General features: G+C 51.5%; 22 protein-coding genes. 13 read left to right on the forward strand and 9 right to left on the reverse strand.

All coding sequences use genetic code 11. The annotated features are described in order from the left end of the window. Positions 1-244: 244 nt before the first annotated feature. From IE092_RS05430 to IE092_RS05440, 3 genes are all read left to right on the forward strand, one after another. Positions 245-982 carry a metallophosphoesterase family protein gene (locus IE092_RS05430; RefSeq protein WP_189356018.1) on the forward strand — a complete coding sequence of 246 codons (738 nt, stop codon included), beginning with the start codon at positions 245-247 and terminating at the stop codon, positions 980-982. A 153-nt stretch (positions 983-1135) separates the two neighbouring features. Further along, positions 1136-2194: a tyrosine-type recombinase/integrase gene (locus IE092_RS05435; RefSeq protein ID WP_189356019.1), complete on the forward strand. Its 1059-nt coding sequence runs from the start codon at positions 1136-1138 to the stop codon at positions 2192-2194. Between the two features lie 106 nt (positions 2195-2300). Next, the gene (locus IE092_RS05440) at positions 2301-4385 is read left to right on the forward strand and encodes an esterase-like activity of phytase family protein (RefSeq protein WP_308427112.1); all 2085 of its coding nucleotides are present in this window, start codon (positions 2301-2303) and stop codon (positions 4383-4385) included. 120 nt (positions 4386-4505) lie between these two features. On the opposite strand, the gene blaOXA is transcribed toward IE092_RS05440, so the two are convergent. Together blaOXA and IE092_RS05450 are read right to left on the reverse strand one after the other, a co-directional pair. Next, a complete protein-coding gene (gene blaOXA, locus IE092_RS05445; RefSeq protein WP_229793050.1) occupies positions 4506-5318 on the reverse strand; it encodes a class D beta-lactamase in 813 nt (270 codons plus the stop codon). A gap of 241 nt (positions 5319-5559) precedes the next feature. Continuing rightward, positions 5560-5871, reverse strand: coding sequence for a hypothetical protein (locus IE092_RS05450; RefSeq protein WP_189356021.1), 312 nt, complete (start codon positions 5869-5871; stop codon positions 5560-5562). Positions 5872-6036: 165 nt separating this feature from the next. On the opposite strand from IE092_RS05450, the gene IE092_RS05455 reads away from it, so the two are divergent. Next, positions 6037-6258: a hypothetical protein gene (locus IE092_RS05455; protein WP_189356022.1), complete on the forward strand. Its 222-nt coding sequence runs from the start codon at positions 6037-6039 to the stop codon at positions 6256-6258. A 427-nt stretch (positions 6259-6685) separates the two neighbouring features. Here the strand turns inward: IE092_RS05455 and IE092_RS05460 are convergent, their stop codons facing one another. Then, the gene (locus IE092_RS05460) at positions 6686-7516 is read right to left on the reverse strand and encodes a dienelactone hydrolase family protein (protein ID WP_189356023.1); all 831 of its coding nucleotides are present in this window, start codon (positions 7514-7516) and stop codon (positions 6686-6688) included. A 66-nt stretch (positions 7517-7582) separates the two neighbouring features. Then, complete coding sequence (locus IE092_RS05465; RefSeq protein ID WP_189356024.1) at positions 7583-7744, reverse strand: hypothetical protein; 162 nt, start codon at positions 7742-7744, stop codon at positions 7583-7585. On the opposite strand from IE092_RS05465, the gene parS reads away from it, so the two are divergent. The 4 genes from parS to IE092_RS05485 all read left to right on the forward strand — a co-directional run bounded on the left by parS (position 7743) and on the right by IE092_RS05485 (position 11826). Then, positions 7743-8222: a type II RES/Xre toxin-antitoxin system antitoxin gene (gene parS, locus IE092_RS05470; RefSeq protein ID WP_189356025.1), complete on the forward strand. Its 480-nt coding sequence runs from the start codon at positions 7743-7745 to the stop codon at positions 8220-8222. The two genes, IE092_RS05465 and parS, sit on opposite strands and share 2 nt — an antisense overlap. After that, positions 8219-8689: an RES family NAD+ phosphorylase gene (locus IE092_RS05475; RefSeq protein ID WP_189356026.1), complete on the forward strand. Its 471-nt coding sequence runs from the start codon at positions 8219-8221 to the stop codon at positions 8687-8689. The genes parS and IE092_RS05475 overlap by 4 nt, the downstream gene beginning before the upstream one ends. Positions 8690-9051: 362 nt before the next feature. Continuing rightward, positions 9052-11073, forward strand: a complete 2022-nt coding sequence (locus IE092_RS05480) for a hypothetical protein (protein ID WP_189356027.1) — start codon at positions 9052-9054, stop codon at positions 11071-11073. Between the two features lie 339 nt (positions 11074-11412). Next, positions 11413-11826: a DUF1801 domain-containing protein gene (locus IE092_RS05485; protein ID WP_189356028.1), complete on the forward strand. Its 414-nt coding sequence runs from the start codon at positions 11413-11415 to the stop codon at positions 11824-11826. 4 nt (positions 11827-11830) lie between these two features. Here the strand turns inward: IE092_RS05485 and IE092_RS05490 are convergent, their stop codons facing one another. Next, positions 11831-12469: a TetR/AcrR family transcriptional regulator gene (locus tag IE092_RS05490; protein WP_189356029.1), complete on the reverse strand. Its 639-nt coding sequence runs from the start codon at positions 12467-12469 to the stop codon at positions 11831-11833. Beyond that, complete coding sequence (locus IE092_RS05495) at positions 12466-13941, reverse strand: coniferyl aldehyde dehydrogenase (RefSeq protein WP_189356334.1); 1476 nt, start codon at positions 13939-13941, stop codon at positions 12466-12468. The genes IE092_RS05490 and IE092_RS05495 overlap by 4 nt, the downstream gene beginning before the upstream one ends. Before the next feature lie 190 nt (positions 13942-14131). Between IE092_RS05495 and IE092_RS05500 the strand changes: the two genes are divergently transcribed. From IE092_RS05500 to IE092_RS05515, 4 genes are all read left to right on the forward strand, one after another. Next, on the forward strand, positions 14132-14707 hold the full coding sequence (locus IE092_RS05500) for a hypothetical protein (protein WP_189356030.1): 576 nt from the start codon (positions 14132-14134) through the stop codon (positions 14705-14707). A gap of 461 nt (positions 14708-15168) precedes the next feature. After that, on the forward strand, positions 15169-16011 hold the full coding sequence (locus IE092_RS05505) for a helix-turn-helix transcriptional regulator (protein ID WP_189356031.1): 843 nt from the start codon (positions 15169-15171) through the stop codon (positions 16009-16011). 46 nt (positions 16012-16057) lie between these two features. Next, the gene (locus IE092_RS05510; RefSeq protein WP_229793051.1) at positions 16058-17200 is read left to right on the forward strand and encodes a serine hydrolase domain-containing protein; all 1143 of its coding nucleotides are present in this window, start codon (positions 16058-16060) and stop codon (positions 17198-17200) included. A 337-nt stretch (positions 17201-17537) separates the two neighbouring features. Beyond that, positions 17538-18617: a J domain-containing protein gene (locus IE092_RS05515; protein WP_189356032.1), complete on the forward strand. Its 1080-nt coding sequence runs from the start codon at positions 17538-17540 to the stop codon at positions 18615-18617. A gap of 268 nt (positions 18618-18885) precedes the next feature. On the opposite strand, the gene IE092_RS05520 is transcribed toward IE092_RS05515, so the two are convergent. The 3 genes from IE092_RS05520 to IE092_RS05525 form a co-directional block, all read right to left on the reverse strand. Next, entirely contained in the window at positions 18886-21543 is a 2658-nt protein-coding gene (locus tag IE092_RS05520; RefSeq protein WP_189356033.1) for a TonB-dependent receptor, read from the reverse strand. 411 nt (positions 21544-21954) lie between these two features. After that, entirely contained in the window at positions 21955-22194 is a 240-nt protein-coding gene (locus tag IE092_RS18755; protein ID WP_229793052.1) for a hypothetical protein, read from the reverse strand. A 16-nt stretch (positions 22195-22210) separates the two neighbouring features. Further along, positions 22211-23758 carry a M20/M25/M40 family metallo-hydrolase gene (locus IE092_RS05525; protein ID WP_189356034.1) on the reverse strand — a complete coding sequence of 516 codons (1548 nt, stop codon included), beginning with the start codon at positions 23756-23758 and terminating at the stop codon, positions 22211-22213. A gap of 470 nt (positions 23759-24228) precedes the next feature. On the opposite strand from IE092_RS05525, the gene IE092_RS05530 reads away from it, so the two are divergent. Next, positions 24229-24633 carry a hypothetical protein gene (locus tag IE092_RS05530; protein ID WP_229793053.1) on the forward strand — a complete coding sequence of 135 codons (405 nt, stop codon included), beginning with the start codon at positions 24229-24231 and terminating at the stop codon, positions 24631-24633. Positions 24634-24805: the final 172 nt, after the last annotated feature.

Genomic DNA, 24805 nt, shown 5'->3' on the forward strand with positions numbered 1-24805 from the left:
AAAAGGAAGAGATTTTTTTGCCCGCAGCGGGCAATCAGGCGGCGATGTTCATGTCTGAAAAGACCTCGGAGATAAAGCGAAAAGACAATTGAAACGAAGCGGCGTATTCTAACGCGATTTATGCACATCAATCAAACCAGAAAAGATGTCTGGCTTACTTCGTTTTTTCATCAACATCATTTTGTAAAACAGCGCAAAACCGCGTTTCCACCGTTACAATGTCGGACAAACTCCGAAATACACCATGAGCACACTCTTCTTTTGCGGCGATACCCACGGACAGTTCGATCATCTGATCGACGCTGCGCGCCTGCACAAGCCTGCGGCGCTGATTTTGCTCGGAGATATACAAGCCACCGCGCCGCTGCATGAGATTTTTGCGCCGGTAATGGAACATACGGAAATCTGGTTTATCCACGGCAACCACGATACCGACAGCGTTGCGCAATATGATCACTTATACAATTCAACACTGGCCGCGAACAATCTGCATGGCCGCGTCTGCGAAGTAGCGGGCTACCGGATTGCCGGACTCGGCGGTATTTTCCGCGGACAAATCTGGATGCCGGGTCAGGCGCAGAATTTCTTTGATCCTGCTGCATTTATGGCTGCCGGCGGACGTGGCAATCAGTGGCGTACCGGTATTTCCCGCAAACACCGCAGCAGTATTTTTCCGTCAGATATTGCAGGCTTGCAGGGACAGAAGGCAGACATACTCGTGACACATGAAGCGCCGTCCTGCCATCCGCATGGTTTTGTACCTATCGATCATCTGGCACGCCAGCTGAAAGTGAAAACCACATTCCACGGCCACCACCACGACCGGCGCGATTACAGCCGTGAAACCAAACGCCTCGGCTTTCACGCCCACGGCGTCGGACTGCGCGGCATCACCGCGCTGGACGGCACCGTCATCCGCCCCGGCGATATGGACCATATCGAATTCCCAACCGATCCGCGCCGCCGGCCACGGGGTGTTTAACCATCGCTTGTGCCACGGTTTCAGCAACAGCAAACCAGTCTCACAGCTTCAGTCGATCTTCTGCAACGACTCATCCCCTGCTGCTTTTTCACAAGATGAACATGGCCGCACGATGCGGTATCATGCGTTTTCGTTTGTTCGATGGAAAGCAGTATGTCAGTGACGCCGGATCTCAGCTTATGGCAACAAGACCCTGAAAAAGCCTTTGCGGCGTTTATCAGTTCTTCGCGCTATCTGGATTTTTCGCGCAGGCAAACCAGTTCTGTGCTGGAAAGCGTGAACGAGGGGCAGCGCAAAATCTCGGTGCGTTCTGCGCATATTTATCAGACCATGTTTTCCCGCTTGTGCCGCTGGCTGCGGGAACACGGCATTCCTCTGTTGCAGATGAGCGATGAAGACCTGCATCGGTTTCTGACGCAAACTACGGAAAAAGGGCAACCGGTTCTGAAGAGTGCGATTCAGTACCGTTACTTGCGCATGGTTGAAAATGTGTTCGAATACCTCGCGCGCAGCCCTAATCCGGCGAAAGGTGTTTTGTCGCAAACGCTGACCGCCGGTTTGCGTCTGAAAGGCAAAGATGCGAACAGCGTGGTGTTAAGCAGCGCGCAAATTCAGGCATTTATCGCTGCGTTACCATTATCAAGCGCCATGCCCAGCGTTTCCCGTCCACATGCAGGCTGGAAAAAACGGCGTGACCGGGCCATTCAGTGCATGATGCTCGGTGCCGGTTTGCGTGTGGCTGAGGTGATTGGTTTGCACAGAGACGAAGTCGCCGGTGAACTGAATCCCGATGGCAGCCTGCTGATTCATATTGAACCGGTCGATAAACACGATACATCATATGCACATCAGACTGCGGTACGGCCGGAGCTGGTGGCAGATGTCCTGAACTGGATACGTGAGCGCGATATGTTGCCGGTCGGTGGTGATTTACTGTTTCCCGGTACGCACGGCGAATTGCTCAACAAGGCGACTGTATATCTGCAAGTAAAGAAGACCTTCCTGCGTGCAGGACTGAATCTGCCGCGCATGGGCGGCCGTACTTTGCGTAATACTTTTGCGTTGCAAGAGCTGGATCAGAATACCAGTATCGGTGCCGTCCGCGAAAAACTGGGGCTCGCCGAAAACCGTTCTGTCCTCAAATACAAAGAGCGTCATCGCAAAAATATCCGGCAAACTGAAACGCGCCCAGACGACGCAGGCACTTTGTAAAACTTATCCGGCAGGCGCCGTGTGCGGCGGCGCTGGTAAGCTGTCATCAGCTTGTCATTGCGGCTGATTAAAGTCGTGATTTTCTGTCTTTACTGATCTGAATATCATGATGAAACGCATCCCCTTCCCTGCCACTATGCTGGCAACCGCCGTTGCGGCTATGGTTTTATCTGCTTGCGGCGGTAGTGATTCTGCGCAATCCGGCAGCAATGCTGTACCAGCCAGTGTCTCCGGCGTCTTTCTTGATGCGGAAGTCGAAGGTCTGGATTACGAAACGGCAAGCGTCAAAGACAGTACGAAGGCCGACGGCGGCTTCAGCTGCAAGTCCGGTGAAACCGTCAGCTTCGGCGCTGGCGGTATCAAACTCGGCAGCGCCGCCTGCGGACAAGTCATTACTCCGCTGGAACTGGCGAAGTCTGCGACACCAAAAGATGAAACCGTCATCAATCGCTTGCTGGCATTGCAAACGCTGGATGAAGATCAGGATCCGTCCAACGGTATTCGCATCACGTCTGCCGTGAAAACCGCACTGAATGCACAAGCACTGGACTTCAATGCCAAACCGGATGACTTTCATGCGGTGCTGAATAAAGTCTTAAGTGGTTTGCCTGCCGGCTATCAGGGACGCAGCGTGGACACAGAACGCCGCAATATGGCGCGGGAACATTTTGAAGACACGCTGGCAGGTAAAGCAGGCCGTCCGTTCACCGACAGTTTCACGCAGACCAATGGCGCAGGTGCTGTGACTGTGAGTGTCACGCGTTATCAGGTCAAAGCAGACGCGAAATTTTATGTGCCCTATGAAGGTACAGACGCTGGAATCAAAGCAGATTTCCCGAAAGGATTTTTACCGGCTTACGGTTCCGGTCTGGCGTTTAAAGGCAAAACTGCAGATGGCAATCTGGAATTTTTTGCGATTACCGACCGTGGCCCGAACGGCGATGGCCCGAAAGTACCGGCATCACTGATCAGCACCGGCGCAACAGGGACGGTTGATGCAAAATTCTTTCCATCACCTTCGTTTGCCCCGTCAGTCGGCATTATCAGCGTCGGTAAAGACGGCGCGGTGCTGAAATCCAGTATGCCAATTCGCTTTGATGCAAACACCAAAGCCACCGGCCTGCCGCTGCCACCGGGTAAAACCGGCGCGACACTGGAAGCACCTCTGAATGATGCTGCACGTTATGACGCCAAAGGTAAGGCAACTTTCAGCGATTTTGGTCTGGATACCGAATCAATTGCTTATGATGCTGCCAAAGGCGTACTGTGGGTTTCTGATGAATATGGTCCGTTCATCGTCAAAATTGATGCTGCGACCGGCATCATCCAGAAAAAATATCAACCGGGCAGCAACGCCGGCGATTTACCGGCAGTGCTGGCAAAACGCCGCGCCAACCGCGGGATGGAAGGTCTGACACTGGATAGTACCAGCGGCAAACTGCAAGGCTTTATTCAAAGCCCGCTGGATGATGGCAAGGCCAGCATCGTGCTACCGGGTGCTGATAAAGCCAGCAATGAAAATATCCGTGATTACGCCAAACTGGTGCGCTGGGTGGAATTTGATCCAGTCTCAGAAAAAACCCGCCTGTATGCTTACCCTCTTGATCCTGCAATGTATCAGGGAAGCAAAACCGGCAACGCCAAACTGGGTGATCTGGTGGCGCTCGGCAATAACCGCTTTATCGTTATCGAACAAGGTGCCGGACCGGATGGCAAAGTGTTTAACCGTCTGATGCTGGTACAAATTCCTGCGAATGCGACCGACATCGCTGCTGTTTCTACCGATCTGGAAAAAAGCAGCATGACCGGTGCCGCGGTCAATGGTGTCAGCTTTGCGGATGTGATTCCGCTGCGTAAAACCCTGTTGCTGGATCTGAATCAGACTGGCTGGAGCGCGGAAAAAGCGGAAGGTCTGGCACTGGTCGACGAATTTACACTGGCGCTGGTAAATGATGATGATTTCGGCTTAAAAACCGGCGTTTTCAATGCCAACGGCCAGCAAATCAGCGGTGCAGACATCACCAAATGCACTTACGACGCTAATGGTCAGATGCAGGCAGGTGCTGCTGCAAGCGGCTGCACTGTCGGCAATACCGCACGGGTTACCCGCGGTGCAGAGAATGAACGCCTCAACCGTCTGTGGCTGTTCCGTTTCAACAAAAAACTCAGCGAATTCTCGCTGCCGCAATAAATTGCCGTTGATATCGTTGTACCGCATACGAATGCAGCGATATACAACCGGTTTCACTGCGATTTATTTGCTTTCGATACCGCCCGCAAACCGGGCGGTTTTTTCTTGTCTGCTGAATTTTTATGGCTTGGCCGGCAATGCAGAAAGTAATACCGGTAAGCGTTGCAGCGTGGCTTCCCGCGCACGCGGTCCGGCGAATGTGTCCTGCTTCTGCTGATCCAGCAGCAATCGCACAAAAATCACCTTCCTGTTGCCGTTATCAGCCCAGCCGACAAACCAGCCAAATCCGCGCGACCAGTCTTCTTTCCCATCAAGCCCGTCCGGTATGCCGCTGCCGGTTTTGCCGTGAATTTCCCAGTCTGCGATATCCGGCTGAATGCGCGTGATTTTTGCGGTCATCTCCATCGCATGTGCAGAGACAGGCAATTGCTTCAGCACCAGGCGACGCAAAAATCCGGCTTGCTGATGTGGTGTGATTTTCAGCGAAGACGTCAGCCAGCTGCGTGTCAGTCCGTCATTCTTGCCCGGATTACCACTGATATCCTGATTTCCGTAATTAAAAGCCTGCACATAGCGCTGAAATGCCGCCATCCCCAGTTGCCGGGTGATTTCCTGCGAATACCAGACCACGGAATTTTTCATCCACATCGCCGGTGTGGTTGTCTGCGCCCAGCTTTCGATCATGGCCGAATATGAAGGCTTGTACGGCATGGCAGGCGTTTGCGTGTCGCGCAGAATGCCTGCGTCATATCCCATCAGGGCAATCGGGATTTTAAAGCTGGAATTCGGCGCCATCGCATGATGACAATCGCCCTCTTCCAGTAAGGTTTTTCCGGTTTCTGCGGCAACCAGTAAGGTACAGTCTGCTTGTGCCAGCGTACATACTGAGAAGGAAAGACAGATACTGGCAAATAGTTTTTTGAATACTGGCACGCTCAAATCCTTTAAAAAGATAATAAATTCATTCAGTAAGAACGAGATCCGGATGAAATAGAAAATTATTTCTACATTCATCTTATCTAAAGTAGAAAACTTTGTCTACATGAAATACCACATTTCCGCACTCGCACATGAATCTTGTTTGTAAATTAAATTACTGTGCACTATTCTCAGTAAATCGTTTTTTTTCAACCAAGCGGAGGACAGACAGATGCCGTTAAAAACAACAGGTGTGTTACTGATACTGGCTGGTATTGTTGGTATCGCTTTGCAAACGCTTTTGCCCGGTCTTTTTCCGGGTCTCCTCCCCAAAAATAATTTTCTGTCCGGCCTGATTTTTGGCGTCAGTATCGGCTTCGAAATTCTTGGCATGATGCTGGTGTCGCGATCTCAACGCGCCGAAGATGCCGCTGGTTAAACCGGTGTTATCAGTTCTGCCAGCAGCACTGATACCGACGATTCCGGCATTTCCCTCAGGTTTGTAAGTAGCCCGCGCAAAATACAGCGCACGCCGTGCAGCGTTGTGTTGTGCGTGTGCCAGCAGCATGATCAGTGAAGCTGAGTAGCAACCTTATGTCAGGCAGGGCTGGCGGGAATGGCGGATTTAACAGAATTTATCTTTGCCCCCTGCAGATGCGCTTGCTTTTCCGCAACACAGCCCTTAAGCTGACTTTACGGTTTATATGATTTCAGTCACTTCAGGGAGACCATCATGCAACAACAACGTAAAGCACATCTGTTGATGGCCACTGGTTTATTCGGCATTGCACTCTGGATCATTGCACGCCAGCTGTTTCCTTCGCTGATGCCATCGGATCTGGTACAGGGTGTCTGGATTGGTGCGCTGACAGGTCTGGAATTACTCGCGTTGACGCTGATGTCTCAGCAAAAGACCGCCAAGGTGCAGCACACACAGCGTCGTCGCCGCTTCTGAATCGCGCTAACGCAGCAAAACAAACGGCAGCCCGGATTGTCCGGCCTGCCGTTTTATTTTGTCCGCCTGATATGTTCAGTAATAGTCAGTGGTCGCGCCAGCCCCGATTCACGGAATACGCCGGATCGCCGGTTTTGCGCTCTGGAGAGCCATACAAACCAGCTGCCCTGCAAAAAATTCATAAGACCGAAATCCGTCAATGACAAGCACAGACAGATTCGCCAGTCTGAAATTCTGCTGCTCGGTATACTCAGACGCTTGCAAACGCGAGCTGCCGCATGTCCTGAGTGAGTCATACAGAAGGCAAGGTGCCCAGCATAGATAATGACCGTACTGCCTGAGCCAGCCCGTGCCTAGAACTCATTTCATCAATAGCCACGAGTGCGAACGCGAGGTGCCGGGAGGCAGTCCGGGGGCCTGAACATACTTATCCGGAAACCGATACGCGCTGAAACAGCGTCAGCATCTTGTTCCACGCCAGTTCAGACTGCGCATCGTCATAAAATGGCATGTCGATCACGCACCAGCCATGCTTTGCCGGATAAACCTGTACATCGGCTTCGACACCGGCTTCCTGCGCACGCTGTTTCAGAGTATTTTTTTCTTCCGGATTTTGCTGGTCGTCATCTTCACCGATGGCGAACTGGAAGGCGGCCTTGCTTTGCGCCATCAGCTTATCCGGGCTGGTGGATTGCGGCGTAACCAGAAATGCGCCGTGATAGCTGACCGCCGCTGCAATACGGTCTGCGCGGGCTGCCGCTGCGCGTACCGCATACGATGCACCGAGGCAGTATCCGAATGTGGACACCGGTTTTGTGGTGTCGGTTGCTGCATGCTGATCCAGAAAATCCACATACGCCACCGTATCTGAAGCAACACCTTCCGGTTTGAGCCTTGCCACCATCGGCCATGCTGAATCTTTATTATTCATCCAGTCGGTGAATTGCTGATACAGCGGTGCAACGCCTTCGCGGTAATAGATATTCACCAGCAACACCGTATAACCCTGTGCTGCCAGACGATCCGCCATCATACGTTTTGCAGTACGCAAACCGGCGATATCCGGCCACATCAGCACGGCAGGCCAGCGCCCTTCTGCCGGACTGACCAGATACGCATCGGCCTTGCCATCCGGCGTATCAATCAATACTTCTTCACGACGTAATGCTGGCAAGCCCGCTGTCTGCCATTGCGCTGCAACGGCCTTCGGGTCAAATGCCGGACTGTTCTGACCGGACGCTGTATCCTTATCACACATCGTTTTCGCTCCTTATACACAAGACCGGATGATTGTACGATGATTCGCACATATATTAATTTTTTATCACAAAAATCCGCTTTTTACCCCATGCTGCTGTATGCCGGATGCCGCGTCTTCCGTTCTGCCCGAATCAATCCACGCTTCTGCTGAAATTTTAAGCAAACCGGCGAAATCTGCTATAATCTGCTCATCTGCACAGTTTTTATTGCGCAAAGGAGCAAACATGCACGCCATTCTCAGTTCTGCCCTGCCTCAGCCACATGCTGCCCGCAGCTATTCGTTTGACAGCTTCGACAAAGCATTCACCATGCCTGCCATGGAAAAAATCGAACTGGTGGAACACGGTGTGAAAGCCAGCGACTTCAAAAAACTGGTTGAAGACATGGGACTGGCACAGGAAGAATTGTCGCGCGCGCTGCGTATCTCGGTCAGCACGATTAACCGCAAAGTCAAACGCGATGAAATTTTGTCGATTGATGAAAGCGAACGCGTACTGAACATGGCATCGCTGATTGGTCAGGTCAGTGTCATGGTGGCGGGCGCAGACACGCACTTCAATGCCGCGCAATGGGTTGCCAGCTGGATAGAACAGCCGCTGCCTGCGCTGGGCGGACGCCGTCCGGTGGAATTTTTAGGCACCAGCAGCGGCTTTCAGATGGTGGCCAATGTGTTGCGCACCATGCAAAGCGGAGCTTATCTGTGATCACCGCGTGGCGCATCGCCACTGACACCCCCGGCTACACCGCCGACGATATGCAGGGCACCGGCGCCAAACTCACCGGCGGACGCTGGAACCGCGAAGGCACGCCGCTGGTGTATTGCGCCAGCAATATCTCGCTGGCTTGTCTGGAAACGCTTGTGCACCTGAACGCAGGCCTGTTGCCGCTGAACCGCTATCTGGTATCCATACAAATTCCGCCCGCCGTGTGGCAAGCGGCAGAACACTTTGACGCAAACCATCATATCGGCTGGGACGCGATACCCGCAGGCAAAGTCAGTCTCGATTACGGCAGTCAGTGGGCCGCCAGCATGCGCTCCGCCCTGCTGCTGGTACCGTCCGTCATCGTGCCGGAAGAACTCAACATCCTGATCAACCCGCTGCACCCCGACGCCGCCACCATCCGCGCCAGCAAAACCCGCAAGTGGACCTACCACGCTGTATCACGCTGATCTGACTGACCGGATACCCGCTGAAGATCAGCACGCCGGTCATCAGATGATGCAACTATCGTCATCTGCCATTTCCGAAAGCCCGGACTTTCTGCCGACGACCGCCGTGGTGCTGTGCTGAATGCCGCATTTGGGGTGTTTTTGGGCGATTTTGGAGAAATCTCAACGATTATTCATAACAAAAACACCACAACCACGAGCATGCAGAATATGCTTCTGAATCAGTCACACCATCTGCACTGCAAAAGATCATCCATGAGCAGCAACAAATCCGTGCCAGCCCATATTAGCGTTTTCTATTTACTGTATAAGAGATCACCCTATATGTACCCCGCCAACAAAAAAATTATGCAAATATTAAAATGAAAACACTAAGATCATCCTTAATTAATGGAGATTTTAAATCACCAATTCAATCTAATTTCTCAAAAGAAAAATGGAATGAGAATTTTTCATACTCATTAAGAACATCTGACTGTGAAATGTTGCATGAAGCAGGAACTGCAATATACGATGAACTATCTCAAATAAGAAAAACCCTATCTAATTTATACAAAAATAATTTCCCAAACATATCACGCAAAAAGTTACTGCAGCTTTATTGCGCAATATCCAACAGAGAAAGGGCAGTAGTAAATAAAGAATTCCATAGTCAAAATTTAGATACAAACAACATATTTAGCCAAACAATCTCAAACAATCCACTTGAAAATAAATTGACACTAATGGAAGCATCAAATGCATCAGTCGACGCATTTCAAAAAGCAATACTATCAACAATAAATAATTTAGAGATTGATCCATCACCAAAACCGGGAAATGAACCATTAGAAATAATTGAATTTATACTCATAGAATCACATCTATCTCAAATATATTCTTGTTATGAGCAAATTTGGAAGGCATTGGTTTGGGGAGAATATAAATTTAGCTGGATAGACAAATCAAAAAAAATTGCGAAAATTATTCAGTCAAAGTCTTCTTCTGAAATTGCATTCGAGGCTAGTCAAATTCGCCGTGCTCGATTTGAATCTTCCGTTGCAAAAATAGAATTTCCATTTGCAAAAAATTACCCAAGAAAATACATTACAACAACTTCTTCAGGCAAAAACAGAGAATATATAATAAAAGATTTCCAAATTTCTTCAGAAAACATATCTTCACATGATTTTTCAACAAGGAATGCATTTCGCAAAGCATTAGAAAACTTCCCCGCATCTTTCATGGAAAAGGAATTTTTTGATGAAAAAATTCGATTGAGAGAAATAATTGACATTTTTTGCTACTTTGTTATTTTTTCAGTCGAAATACAAAATAAATTCCCTGAGAATGATGAAATTCATACATCAAAAAAACTTAGCGAATTCGCGATCGTCATTAGCCTAGTCAAAATTAGCAAAGCAATAGAAAAAGCATCCAAAATCAAATTAAACAAGGTAAAAAAGATAATAGATTTCTTGACTTACAAAAACTCCAATCAAGACATATGGTGCCATCCGATCATATTTTTAGAAAAGGAAAAATTTTGCATACTAACAAGCGCCTTTCAGGCTCCAAATCCCAATCGAGTAATTGAACATTGGTTAGTTAAACTAGATACAAATTTAGCTGAAAAAGGATACATATATGAGGGGAACATAATAAATTCAATAAATTACTTTCTTAATGAAAATGAATTTTTATCAGACTACGATCATGCCATATCAAAGAGGATAAAAATAAAAAATAAATTAGAGGAAGAGATTGACTTGATATTTAGAATAGGCAGCCTAATAATTATTGGCGAAGCAAAGTGCATCATATCAACCAACTCACCGCAAAGTTTTTATCGTGCCCAACAAATTCTGAGGAAAGCTGCATCCCAAATAAACAGAAAAAAACAATTTTTTCAGGAAAACATCATTGAAATATTTAAAAATTTAGGATGGGATTACAATCCTAAATTTAATTACAAGGTAATTTCACTTGTATTAAACAGCAATGGAATGCATGCAGGATTTCCTATAAATGGCACGCCAATTTGCGACGAAAGAATTTTGACGGCACTCATCAGAAAAAACACATACCCAATTATTTCAAAGTTTAAAAAAAACCATAGAATAGATTTAGCATGGATTAAGTTATACTCATCCCAAGAAGAACTGATAGAAATATTTCAAAAATACCTAGAAAATCCACCTCAAATCACTGAAGATATTGAATCTTTTGAGTATAAATATACAAATATACAATGCCACATGGAATCTTCATTGCAGCTAATATATGGACACCTTATTCCAAAAGATATTGATTTATCTGATAAACTTGCGCGCACCTACTGCGCTCCATTGGAAGTAGACTCTAGCTTTAACAAAAACATCCCTAAAAACCCATTAATTATTTAGATTTTCTTCTAAAACAATTTAAACAAATTCAAGAATTTTTTATCCACTGTCAAATGACTTTTTTCTTCCCCCCCTGATTACGCATTGCATATTGAAAATTACTGCTCAGCAAAAGACATAAATCCAATCGCAATATTGGGCTGGAGGTGCCGCTCAGGTGACTGAGTTTGGTCAGGAAAATCCCCCCGTAGGAGCACAGTACAGAACACCGTATTTGGAGTGGTTTCATGCATTTTTTTACAAATCTGAACGATCGTGATCATCAACACACCACAAACACCCGCACGCGGACTATGCTGACGCTTCAGCCCTACCATCCGAAAACACAGGAGGCAGACCATGAGCAGTAATAAAACCGTGCCAACCGATACCAGCGTCAGCGCGTATCTGGCGAATATCAGCAATGAAGTCCGCCGCAAAGATTGTGAAGCGCTGGCGGAACTGATGGGCGAAGCCACCGGCCAGCCGCCGGTGATGTGGGGAACAGCTATCGTTGGCTTCGGCAATTACCACTACCGCTACGACAGCGGGCGTGAGGGTGATATGTGCGTGGTTGGATTTGCTGCACGCAAGAACGAAATTGCGATTTACGGATTAAATGCCGCACCTGAGCATGAAGCGTTGAAGCAGCAGCTGGGAAAACACAAGGCGGGTGTCGGGTGCGTGTATATCAAATCGCTGGCGGATATCAATACAGAAGTACTGGCGGCATGGGTCAAGAGTGCTTTTCAGCAAAAGCAAACCTCATCTTAAGTGTTTAGCCCGAACTGATTCTCTCTCGCAGCGCACCGGCCAGCCATTCCCCGCTGGCTTTTTCTTCGCCCTGATGCAGCATCGCGTATTGCAAATGGCTGTCCAGCAAAAGGTATAAATCCAGTGCGGATAAGGGGCTGGTGCTGCCGCGCAGGTGATTGAGTTTGCTCAGGAATGCGGCGCACAGGTCGATCAGTTGTTGTTCGGTCTGATGCAGCACCTCGCGGAAAGCGTTATCGAACATGGCCTGGGCTTTGAGGTCGTACCACAGGCGATGCAGGGATTGCGGTTCGGTGGCGATGGCGGTAAACATCTGTACGGCGGTGGTGATCAGCTGATCTGCATCGTCGGCTTGCAGTAAGGCGGTATGCAGTTGGGCGATGAAGCCGGATTTATACAGTTGCAGCGCTTCGGTCAGAAGCGCTTGCTTATCGCTGAAATAGTAATGGATTAATCCCAGCGACATACCGGCGCGGCTGGCCAGATCGCGCAGATTCAGCGCGGCGAAACCTTTTTCTGCCAGCAGCAACAGCGCATGTTGCAGCAGTTCCTGTTTTTTCAGCACGCTTTTTTTCGGTGCTCTGGCGCGCTGTGTCGCTGGTTTTTCTGCAGGTTTTTCTGCTGCTTTTTCTGCGCTCTTCATCGCAACATCCATTTCAACAGCCATTCAAAACGCGCAGTATACGGTGCCTGCGCCAGCCATGTCAGGTTCAGGCGCGACTGGTACAGCACCGGTTTCAGTTTTGAGAAAGTATCGAAACCCTCACGCGCATGATAAGCGCCCATGCCGCTGGGGCCGACGCCGCCGAATGGCAAATCATCCTGCGCGATATGCAACAGCGTGTCATTCACTGTCACACCGCCGGAAATGGTGTTGTTCAGCACGGTGTTGATTTCCGATGCATCACGTCCAAATGCATACAGCGCCAGTGGGCGCGGACGCTGGTTGATGCGGGCGATTGCTTCCGGCAGTGTGCAGTAGGTTTCCACCGGCAGCACCGGCCCGAAAATTTCTTCCTGCATGACCGTCATCTGATCCTGCACGCCGGTCAGCAATACCGGCGGCATCTGACGCGGGCTGTATTGCATTGCCCCCTGCCCCAGCTGATGAGCCTGCGCACCCTGCTCGACCGCATCCTGCATCAGATGCTGCAGGCGCTGGAAATGGCGCTCGGATACCACGGCGGCGTAATCTTTTCCGGCACGTTCTGCCGGATACAAACGATTGAAGACTTCTGCAGCGATGCGGATAAAAGCCTCGCGCTGTGCTTCCGGCAACAAGACGTAATCGGGTGCGATGCAGGTCTGACCGGCATTCACACATTTACCGCGCAGTATTGCTTCGGCGGCTTTGCGCAAGGCGGCTTCGCTGCCATCGCCGGGACAAATCAGGGCCGGTGATTTACCCCCCAGTTCCAGCGTCACCGGCGTCAGATGGGTACTGGCGGCGCGCATCACGTCGTGCCCGACTTTGGTGGAACCGGTGAACAGCAAATGATCAAACGGCAGCAGGCTGAATGCCTGCGCGACTTGCGCATCGCCATTGATCACCGCCACTTCATCCGGCGCAAAATACTGCGCAATCAGTCTTTCAAACAGCGCAGAAAATGCCGGTGTCAGTTCCGGCATTTTGATCAGGGCGCGGTTGCCTGCTGCCAGCGCGGCAGTCAGCGGACCGATCGCCAGAAATAAGGGATAGTTCCACGGCACCATGATGCCCGCCACACCCAGAGGTTGCGGCAGCAAGCGGGAGCGCGCCGGTAAAAACCAGAAGCCGGTACAGCGGCGGCGCGGCTGCATCCAGCCACGGCCATGCGATAAGGCATGGCTGATGCCTGCCAGCGATGGAAACACTTCCAGCAAGCGGGTTTCTTCCTGCGGGCGATAGCTGAAATCCGCACTGATCGCGTCTGCAATCTCAAACTGATGCTGTTTCACCAGCTTGCGCAAACGCTGCAAACGGTCGCGCCGCACTGCCCACGGCGGGCACATGTCTTTTCCGAACGCAATTTTCTGCGTCGCCAGTATGGCTTGCATCGCTGCCTGTTGTACTGCGGTTGCTGCGCGCTGGTTCACGGTCTGCCTCTGCCTGTTTTGCTGTGGTAATTCGGGTATTCTGCACTGTTTTGGACAATTGTCCAAGTTTTTAAAAATCCCGCGCAGAAACGCTTTCTTCTGTTGCGCTGACAGCAATGTTGTATTTTTATGCAGATTTCATCTTTTACATGTAAGTTTAAAAACAATTCCTCTATGATCCGATTCCTGGCCAATCCGCCAGATTCCCATAAAAATCATCAGGAAGAACATGAGCGCACTCGTTATTAAAGAATGGAAAGCTGATCAGAAACCGGTCGACAGCGCCAACAATTACGTCAGCATTACCGGCCGTAAAGGCGGCCTGGTGGCGTGGCTGTTATCACTGGTCAAAATTGATCCGACCACTACGATCCGCGTCAGCGCAGAGCGGCTGGAATTTGCATCCGGCTCCATCGAAGGGAACGATGCACGCATTATTCCGCTGCAAAACATTTGCTCCAGCTATTACGGTTATCACAAGCCGTGGAAATCCGCGGCCGGTATTTTCGGGTTTTTCCTGTTCTTTGCATTCTCGGTGCTGAACAGTCATGTCCGTGAAGGCAGTTCCGGCGCCGCCGATTTCTTTCTGATCACAGGCATCGGTTTCATCATCGCCGCCATTTATTATTTTCTGAACCGCCAGCTGACACTGGGTTTCGTGGAAACCAGCGGCCTGATCAACGGCATACGCTTCAAACGTTCAGTGATTGAAAACATCGATCTGACACCGGAACAGGCGCATGCGGTTTGCGTGATTGTGCAAAACCTGATCGAAGAAAAAGAAAAGCGGATGTACGGCCGCTGATGTTCAGTCGCTGAATCTGCAACAGTCCACCGCGTCCGGCATGATTTGTGCCGGACGTTTCTTTTATACCCGGCGGATCATCGCCTCCGCACACATAATCAACCTGCACCGGTACCGGCGCACTTCACAGAAACGGTAGGCTTCCGTGCATGGTGGCAGCTTCGGAACTGAGTCTGCCGCCCGCACTCTGTGCAGAAGTCTGCATCGGATGATTACGGACAGCCGGACTTTCTGCCGGCGAGCGCCGGATGGCTGTGCTGAACACCGCATTTCACCGGATTTCGGGCATCAAAACGCCATGTGTGGCATTTGCACGCCGGAAATTGCAGAAATACTACGCCTCGCTGTGGCGGGCTGCCGGTGATGCTCTACAATCGGCGACGGCGAACTGCCTTATGTACCAACCTGATTTCTGCGCCGGCACCTGCTGTCGTCCGCCTTTTATCCAATGAGTTAAATCGATGGCCAGTCAGTTTTCACGCGGCAGTTTTTACGGTACCCAGACGATGGAGCGCGAAGCCGGTGGGCTCAGGCTCAGTCATTTGCGCGCTACCGTGCCGGAGCATGAGGTCAGAGAACACAGCCATGCGGATGCGCATGTGGTGCTGAGCACACGTGGCCGTTACATCAGCTCTGCTGCCGGTGAGCAGCGCGAAGGCCCAGTCCTGATTTACAACCCGCCCGGCGTTGTACACCGTGACCGGTTTGCGGGTGATGACGGCTGGTTTTTTGCCATGAGTTTCGATGCAGACCATTTCTGCGGACAGGAAAACGCCTTGCTGTTGCCGCAGATCGCCCTGCGCAGCCATCAGCCGGCGGCGCTGCAAACTGCTTTTCATTTACTGAATACTGCCCGCTGGTCCGATGCGACGCAGCTGGATATGGAAGTCCTCAGTATCGCTTTGCTGCAGCAATTTTCTGTTCCGGCACCGGCATCCGCCAGCGTGCCTGCGTGGCTGAAGCAGGCGCAGGAAATGATTGCTGATATGTCGGATCAGGAATTGTCGATTGCCGATATCGCCGCTGCAGTGGGCGTACACCGCGTGTATCTGGCACGGCAGTATCAGCGTCATCTGGGACGTTCGCCGGGCAGCGATCTGCGCTTGCGCCGTTTGCAGCGCGCCATGCATTTTCTGATGACCACCGACACCGCACTGAGTGATATCGCTGCAGCCTGCGGCTATTGCGATCAGAGCCATCTGAACCGCGCCTTATGGCAGCATTTACGCATGACACCAGCCGCGTTCCGCGCTGCCGGCAGCGACGCTGCAGGTTACAAATATCCAAGACCGCACCCCTTCTGATGCGTATGCTGGGTGGACTTTTCCACCTGATCGCCGGAGTTACCGCATGAAAACCCTTTCCCCGCTTGCTTTTACGCTCAGCGTTTGCGCATCCGCATTCTTCGCCTCCTCTGCACTGTCCGCCTCTGCACACAGCCTTACAGCAGAAAGCAGCCAGCATGCGTGGCCACTGAGCACGCCCGCAGAGCAGCAACTGGATGCAGGTAAATTACAGGAAATGGACGAAGCCATTCGCAAAGGCACGTATCAGCAAATAACCAGTGTCTTAATCGCCCGCCACGGCAAGCTGATTCATGAAAGCTATTTCGACAGCGCCGGTGCGGAAGGTTTGCGCAATACACGCTCTGCCACCAAAACCATTACCGGCCTGCTGGCCGGTGCCGCCATCGACAGGGGCATGATTGCCTCCGTCAGAACACCGGTACTGGGCCTGCTGCAATACAAAGGAAAAATCGACAATCCGGACCCGCGCAAACAGAAAATCACCGTCGAAGATTTGCTGACCATGAGTTCGCAACTGGAATGCGACGATCAGAACCCTTTCTCGCGCGGAAACGAAGAACGAATGTATCTGATTGAAGACTGGGTCGGGTTTTATCTGAATCTGCCGGTAAAAGGCTATCCGGCATGGGTGCCAAAACCGGAAAATTCGCCGTTCGGCCGTGCCTTCAGCTATTGCACAGCGGGCACGACCACGCTGGGTGCCGTCGTACAAAAAGCCAGCAAGATGCCCTTACCAGCCTTCGCGCAGAAAGCCCTGTTCAGCCCGCTCGGGATCAGGCAAACACAGTGGCAGTATTCGCCGCTGGGGCTGGCACAAGGCGGCGGCGGACTCAGCCTGCGCAGCCGCGATCTGCTGAAAATCGGCCAGTTACTGGCGAATGGCGGCAGCTGGCAAGGTCAGCAGATCATTTCTGCGCCGTGGATACGCACCACCGTCTCGGCGCAGGCACAGGTGGATGAACAGCGTCAGTACGGATATTTGTTGTGGATGTATCCGTACAGCAGCAAAGAGATGCAGCATCCTGCCTATCAGATGGCGGGCAGCGGCGGCAATAAGGTCGTGGTGTTTCCAGCACTGGATCTGGTACTGCTTGTCACCACCACCAACTTCGGCGCGCGCAACCCGCATCAGATCAGCGATAAACTGATCAGCGACTTCATCCTGCCTGCCGTACAAGCACAATAAGCCACACCCTGAAATCACCGGACTATGCAAACCTCGTCATCTGAGGTTTGCGGACGGCCAGACTTTCTGCCGGCGAGCGCCGGATGGCTGTGCTGAACACCGCATTTCGGGCGCTTTTCGGGCTTTCCCGGCTTTTTCCCAGCATTTTCGCGGCTTTTTCAGCAACGTCAGCGGCCGCAGCTTCATGGCAAATTGCGTAACAAGCCCGCGCCGGAAAGGCTTCACGATACAATACGCGCCCGAACTGAACAGCCATATCGGGGCGAAGCTTCGGTGCGCGATCTGTATGCCTGCGGGCGCATGTTGCTGCCGCTTAGCCGCCACGAATGCCATGACTATGTCTTCTTCCACCCAACTGAACATCAGCGCCGCTGCGCAGGAAAACGCACTGAGCAAGGAACAAAGGCGCTTCAACAGCCTGATCGGGAAAATTGAACAATATAAGCAGACACTGGCAGCGCTGAAAACCGACATCACGGCATTTGAAATCGTGTTCGCCCATGAATACTACCCGCAGGTACAAGCCATCGATGCGTTAAAAGCGCAGCTGATTAAGCAGATTGATCAGGCAGCTGGACAGACAAAACTGAATAAACGCCTTGAGAAAGTTATCGGCAGACTGATTTTTGACCTCGGCAGGGAAATGCTGGATGCGGACAGTGAACCGGCGCTGAAAGCGATATTTTTGTACTGGTGCGATATCGATCTGGATCAGGAACACGCGGAGGAAAAAGCCCGCGCAGAACAAAGTTTGCAGGACAACCCGACAGCAGCAACAGACAACGGTTCACCGGACATTGCGGATACCGGCCAGCGCGGACAATCGCATTTCGCCGAAGGAAATACTGAGGAAAGCGCAGACGACGCTGCCACTGCCGCAGAATACGCCAGACAGGAACATGCGCGCCGCCGGCAAGCGGCAAAGCAAGCGCGGATCGCGCAACAGGAAAAAGCCGTCAGCTTATCGATACGCGAAGTCTATCGTAAGCTGGCCAGCATGCTGCATCCGGACCGCGAACAGGATGAACAAAAACGCAGTGAAAAAAATACCCTGATGCAGGAAGTGAATGCCGCGTATGAAGCACGGGACTTGCTCAGTCTGCTGGAAATGCAGCGCAGACTGGAGCAGATAGACCCACAGCATCTTGCCAGTCTGAGCAAAGAAAAATTACAGCACTACCTGCAAGTGCTGGCAGAACAGGAAAAAGACTTGCGCGCTGAAATTCAGTTTGAGACCAATACATTCCGGCAACGGTTCGGCATTGGCAATCACGACAAAATCAGCGTGCAGGTCAATCAGTTGAAAAAAGAAGCAAAGATGTTGCAAAAGATGGTCAGTGCGCTCGAAAAAGATCTTCTGATTCTGCAGAAAACCGGCGACATCAGCGTGATGCTGTCTGCTTTCGGGTATCGCTGAACCCGGCGACCGGCGCTGATCCATCATAAAGCTGCCACTGACACCGCTGACGCACGGCGCTGCTCAGACCATATGCGATATTCGTCATGTAGCAGATATGCACACCCGGACTTTCCGCCGGCGAGCGCCGGATCACTGTGCTGAACACCGCATTTCGGGTGTTTTTGGCAAAAAAACAGCCTGACGCGGCGGCGCAGGCTGTTCTGAGAATGCTGAGGAAGCCTTTGCGCCTGCTGCCACCATTGCCGGTACATCAGGCGCGCTGCGCTTAGTTGAAGCTGTAGCGCATATTCAGATAGAAATAGCGGCCAACCACATCGTTACGGTATTGCACGATGCTATCCAGTGTCGGCGAATTCGCATATACCGGCGCTTTATCGAACAGATTGTTCACGCCGGCATTCAGCATCCAGCCATCACGCACACGTACGCTGACATTCGCATCCCATGCTGTGAACGAAGGAATACGGCGACGGGTAATCGCCGGATCCTGTTCATAAGACGGATCGACAATATTCAGTGTGCTGGCGACGGTGCGGGCAGTCAGTGCGCCTTCATATTTTTTATATTCATATGCCAGACGGAAGGTGTTATTCCATTTCGGGAGGAAGGTACCACCCAGACGTGAAACCGGCTCCGCCCCCGGTGCCACGCTTTGTTTGTAGCTGAGGAACTGGCTATGTGCGTCACGGAATTTCAGTTTGCCGCGCTCGCCCAGATTCAGCGTATAGCTGAGGTCCAGATCCACACCCTGAATTTCGGTCTTACCGACATTCTGGAAAGGCTGAATAATGCCTTTCAGGCGACCTTTATTCAGCCCCGGAAATTTCGCTTCCAGCACAGGATTACGCGGATCGCGCAACACCATTGCAGCAAAGCCCGGAATACGGTCTTCGTTATCGATCAGGTACTGCGCATCCAGCAACTGAATGGTGTCACGCTGATTCAATGCAAACCAGTCCAGCGCCAGCGACAGGTCTTTCACCGGCTGCAGTACGATCCCCGCTGACAAATTCAGTGCTTTTTCCGGATTCAGCGCCGCATTGCCGCGCATATCAGCGGTTGGCGTGTAAGCACAGTCTGCCCCTTGCAGATTCATCGGTTTGCAGCGCGCCCAGTCCGCCACGGTGACATACCCGCGGGTGCTGGAACCCAGCTGTGGCAAGGTCGGGGCTTTAAAAGATGTGGTCGCGGCGGCGCGCACCAGTACACCGCTGGCCGGACGCCATGCTGCCGCCAGTTTAGGATTCAGCGAATTACCGAAATCGCTGTAATGATCCGCACGCAGCGCGGCCTGTACTTCCACCTGAGTATGTACAGGCAGATTCAATTCACCATAGGCAGAGATCACAGTACGGCTGGCCTTGGCACGGGTCGCTCCCAGTTCGGCGATCTGGCCTGCTTCCGCACGGGCATCCGGTGTATCGCGCAGACTTTCATGGCTGATTTGCGCACCCCATGCGAAACCGACTGGCGCACCACCAAGACTGAACAATTCAGGATTGCTCATCTTCCATTCTGCGGTACTCAGGCGCGAAGTTGCACGGCGCAGTGTTGTGGTCAGCAAGGGATCTGTCACCGATGCCGGATTCCAGTAAACAAACGGGTCATAGCCACCCGCCTGGCCCAGTACACCGGCTTGCAGCGCTGCATTCGCCGCGTCTTTCAGCACTTGTTTGCTGTTAGCAGACCATAGTTTGTTCTGATTAAAGCTGAAGGCTGCTTCGCTGTCCCAGTTTCTGACAGAACCACGCCAGCCAGCCACCAGACGCAGGGTATCACTATCCACCGCTTGCTCTGCCATACCGGCTTCGTACAGCTGACGGAACACTTGCAGACGGTCTCCCGGCAAAAATCCTGCCGGTAACTGTTGCAAACCAGGATTCAGCGAGCCCTGCGTTTCAGCAACAAAGCTGCTGTCAAACACAGGCATACCGGATTGCTGTGTGGTTTTATTGTTCGTAAATGCCGCTTCGGCAAACAATTCACCACCGGCCAGTTGCTGCGTGAAAATCCCGGAGAATGCCATCTTGCTGCTGTGCGGTGTCAGCTGATAGGGGGAACTGGTCAGGCAGAGCTGATCACCCAATGCATTGGTTTCGATCGTGCCACGGCAACCGGGAATCGCATATCCCTCGAAAGTTTCGACATTCCGCAGGCTGCCCAGGTAACGCGTTGCACTACGTTTATCGGTACCGCCAAACCGGCGGTAGTCAGAGTTCGCATAATACCCATGCTTATCGCTCCACAGCGGTGTGCGTTTTGCCAGTTCAGCCGTCAGCAAGACATTACGGCCGTCATTATCGATATCGCCAAAACCCGTCGTCACGCTGACGTTATAGTTGGCACCGTCGCCTTTCTGATTGTTTCCGGCATTAACGCTGGCCTCGGTGCCGCGATAATTTTTACGGGTTTTGAAGTTAATCACACCGGCAACCGCATCCGAACCGTAAATTGCCGAAGCGCCGTCGCGCAGAATTTCAACCGATTCAATCGCTGCCAGCGGCAAACTGTTCAGATCCACAAACGAGTTCGATGCGCCATCGGCAAAACCATAATTCGCCAGCCGGCGGCCATTCAGCAGAATCAGCACGTATTTCGCGTCCATACCGCGCAGCTGCACCGAAGATGCGCCCGCCGCAAAGCTGCCGGCATCGCTGCCATCCAGCGGAATGTACATCGACGGCAATTTACTCAGTAATTCGCTGACAGTAGCCGCACCGCTCTTCTCGATGGCGTCGCGGCGTATCACTTCCACCGGTGTCGGGCCTTCCAGATCAATCCGCGAAATATTCGATCCGGTGATCACCACCCGCTGCACTTTTTCAGCTTCTTCAGCCTGTGCAGGCAGCAGGCTCAGCCCTGCCAGCAATGCACAAGCGATACGGACTGCGCGTACGCAGGATTTTTCTTGCATTAATTTCATCGTTCGCCTTTCTTAGAAAGGGTCGCCCGCATTCCGCAATGACTATCCGTCAGCGTCGCTGCAGCGCACCATTCTGCTTCAAAAGTCGCAACGATATATTAATGAATATTGTTTACTTGTTACTTTCTGTTAGAAATACAGTGTTTTAATTTCATTCAATATCTAAACTTGGTTAATTGCTGTTTTTCAAATTTTTATACTGTAAAGCTAAGAATATCTTCACAGCACATATATTTGAATCGAACGCGCTGGCTGTTTTCCCCGGGCATTTCTCACTGCGCAATACAGCAACCGTATTCAAAAAGCATCTCCTGCACCGCACAAAGTCTGAAGCGCGGTGTTTACAAATTTGCCGATACAGCGCCGTCTTCGCACCACCAAAAAGCCGGAACAGGCAGGGAAAACCCGCAGTCACCGGACGCTGTCTGTGCAAATATCGTCATTTTCATTTTTCGGAGAGCCTGACTTTCTGCCGGCGAGCGCCGGATCGCTGTGCTGAACACCGCATTTGAAGTGTTTTTGACGCGAAAAAGGCAGTTTACAGATGTTTTTCAGGGCGAGTCCGCCCGGACACGCTGAAGCACCCGGCGGCGATGCTGATCGTACAAACAGAAAAAGCCGCACGAGCGCGGCTTTTTCTTTTGCTTCCACCTTTACAGGCGAAAGTTTATTGCGCCGGATAGCTGACTTTCAGCGCATAGTTACCGGCGGCGTAGCCACTCACCAGAACGTAGACATCCGTATTGGTGGTGCTGTTAGCGGTACAGTTTTCGGTCGAACTGGAGCCATCCGATTTGCAATCGTAAGTCGTGGTGGTTGGCACCGACACCTTACGCACGTACAAATCCATATCACCGGTACCAGTCGTGCTGGCGGTCAGCGTACCGCCGGCTTTCAGCTTGAACGGGCCGAAACTCTTGCTCTGGCCTTTGGTCAGGCTGCCGCTGAAGTTTTCGACTTTGTCACCGGCAGCAGGACCATCGCTGGCCAGCTCTACCGCAAATGACAAGCCGAGGCGCGCAAATTTCAGCGAGTGATCCGCATTGCCGCCCGCATTCTGGAAAGTATCGTTGGCAGTGTGAATATTCGGATTATCCTGATTAAACGCGGTTTCAAACGGCATCGATGCCGGATAACCCTGGTTGTACCAGGAAGCGTGATCAGAACAGCCGTAACCGCATTTGTCGTAACCGATTTTCAGGGTTGGCTGATAGGTGGTGATCAGGTTTGCGACAAACTGATTCTGTGCGCTGTCGGTGTAATCGGTGTACAGATAAATATCCAGCGGCGAACCTTTGTAATTCGTCATATCCAGCTGCATCACGCCGACCACGTTCGCATTTTTCGCTTTAAAGCTGGCAGCGATATCTTTCGAGCCAAGCAAGCCGACTTCTTCCGCCGCATAGCCAATCAGCTTAATCGTACGGCGTGGCTTGTAATTATTCGCCAGCATGGTACGCAGAATTTCGGTCAGACTCGCAATGCCGGATGCATCATCGTCCGCACCCGGTGCACGGGTGGTTTCGGTGGTGCCATTCAGGTTAATCGAATCCAGATGCGCACCCAGCACCACGGTTTCGGCTGCGTTATCGGTGCCGTTAATGGTCAGAATCACGGATTTTTGCGGATAGCCGCTGTGTGTAAACTGTTCCACCAGAATATCGCTGCGCGCGCTGCTCATGGTTTTCCATTTGTTCAGCAGCCAGTTCGATGCATTGGTACCCGCCGTGGTTTTGTAATAGCGGTTTGTGAAGTTCGACAAATCGATAATGGTTTGCGCGATATTCGTCGCCTGCATTTGCGCAACCATAGGGCTTACAATCGTTTGATTATCAATGGTGTACGAAGGACGCGCCAGCGCTGCCAGTGTTTTTGGCTGCGCATACAGCGCGGTGACGGCTTCTTCCTTCGTGCTGTGCTGAATGAAGCCACCGCAACGGTTCAGCTTCTGATGCACGATGCCGGACAGTTTCAGCAACTGCGTCTCGCTCAGTTGCACCACGTGTACCGCTTCATTGTGATGGGTGGCTGCTTTGAATCCTGCCACGGACTGCTGACTGTTTTGTACCGAGCGCACAGCAGGCATTGCTTGCTGTAACTGGCGGTAGGCTGTGTCTCCGAGGGTAATCCAGACGGTTTTTTCTGCTGCAAATGCTGACTGGCTGAACGCCAGACCGGCAGCGACAATCAATGCTGCTTTTTTTAATTGATGCATAGACCGCTTCTCCATATTTGAACATTCAAAATGCGGCATGCCGTGCTCTCGTGAAGACGACCTGCCGTACGGGACTGCACTGGTTAAGGGCGTGCTCACGATGCTTGCCGTGAACCTTATGTTTGTTTTCGCCCGCGCTCAGGATACATTCGGTCAGCATAAAAGCTGACAATTTGTCTTACAAATCGGGAAATTTTTCAGAGTAGCGTTGTGCTGATGATGCACTTTGTATCCGGTCGTCAGAGTTGCATCAGGGTGTAACCGGAACGCAAACGTTTGCACAAAAATTCGGCAAACGGATGCACAGAATTTGTGCTGTATTCGACACAGTTTTTAACATTAATGAACAAAATTGCATTCTATTAAACATTTCTCTCGTGAAATGTCATGCTTCATATATAATTCCGGAAATCTAATAAGACTTTGACAAATCCCGCATCCCTACTATGCCTTCCAGTCTCAGAAAACAGGTGCTTCGCCCGCTGCAGTCGTCATGGCTGTATCTGCGCTGGCTTGATCACCAGATCGCGCAGCTGAAGGAAGAGATCGATGCTCTGCACGAACAGGCTCGCTCTCAAAGCGTTCTGATCGACCGCAACCGCCAGCTGACCCAGCAATGGAAAAGCTTCTCCGAAGAAGCAAAAGCACAAGGGCAAACCACCTATCGCGAATTTTGCGAAAGTACCCATCAGAATTTATCGGACACCAGCCGTTTGTATGTCTCTGAATTTCTGCGCGTACGTCTGCAGATTCAGCGCCAGGAAAATCAGCTGCGTCAGTTACAACAGCAAAAACAGCAAATCAGCGCAGCGCCACAAGCCGAATTCCGCTCTCTGCAGGACGAAATGTATCCGTCCGGCCGCGGCACCGTTTAATTCTCCCCGATATCACCACATTACAAAGCCGGCTGAATGCCGGCTTTGTGTATTTCGTTACACAGATCCGCAGAACTTATAGCCGCCTGTACGGTCTGACAAACCCGCCGTACAATGCGCCACACTGCTTTCTCGTCAGCACCCGTCATATGGCGCTTTCCAAAAGGTCTGT

It is taken from the genome of Cognatundibacterium squillarum (genome assembly GCF_014652435.1).
Lineage (GTDB): Bacteria > Pseudomonadota > Gammaproteobacteria > Burkholderiales > Burkholderiaceae_D > Undibacterium > Undibacterium squillarum.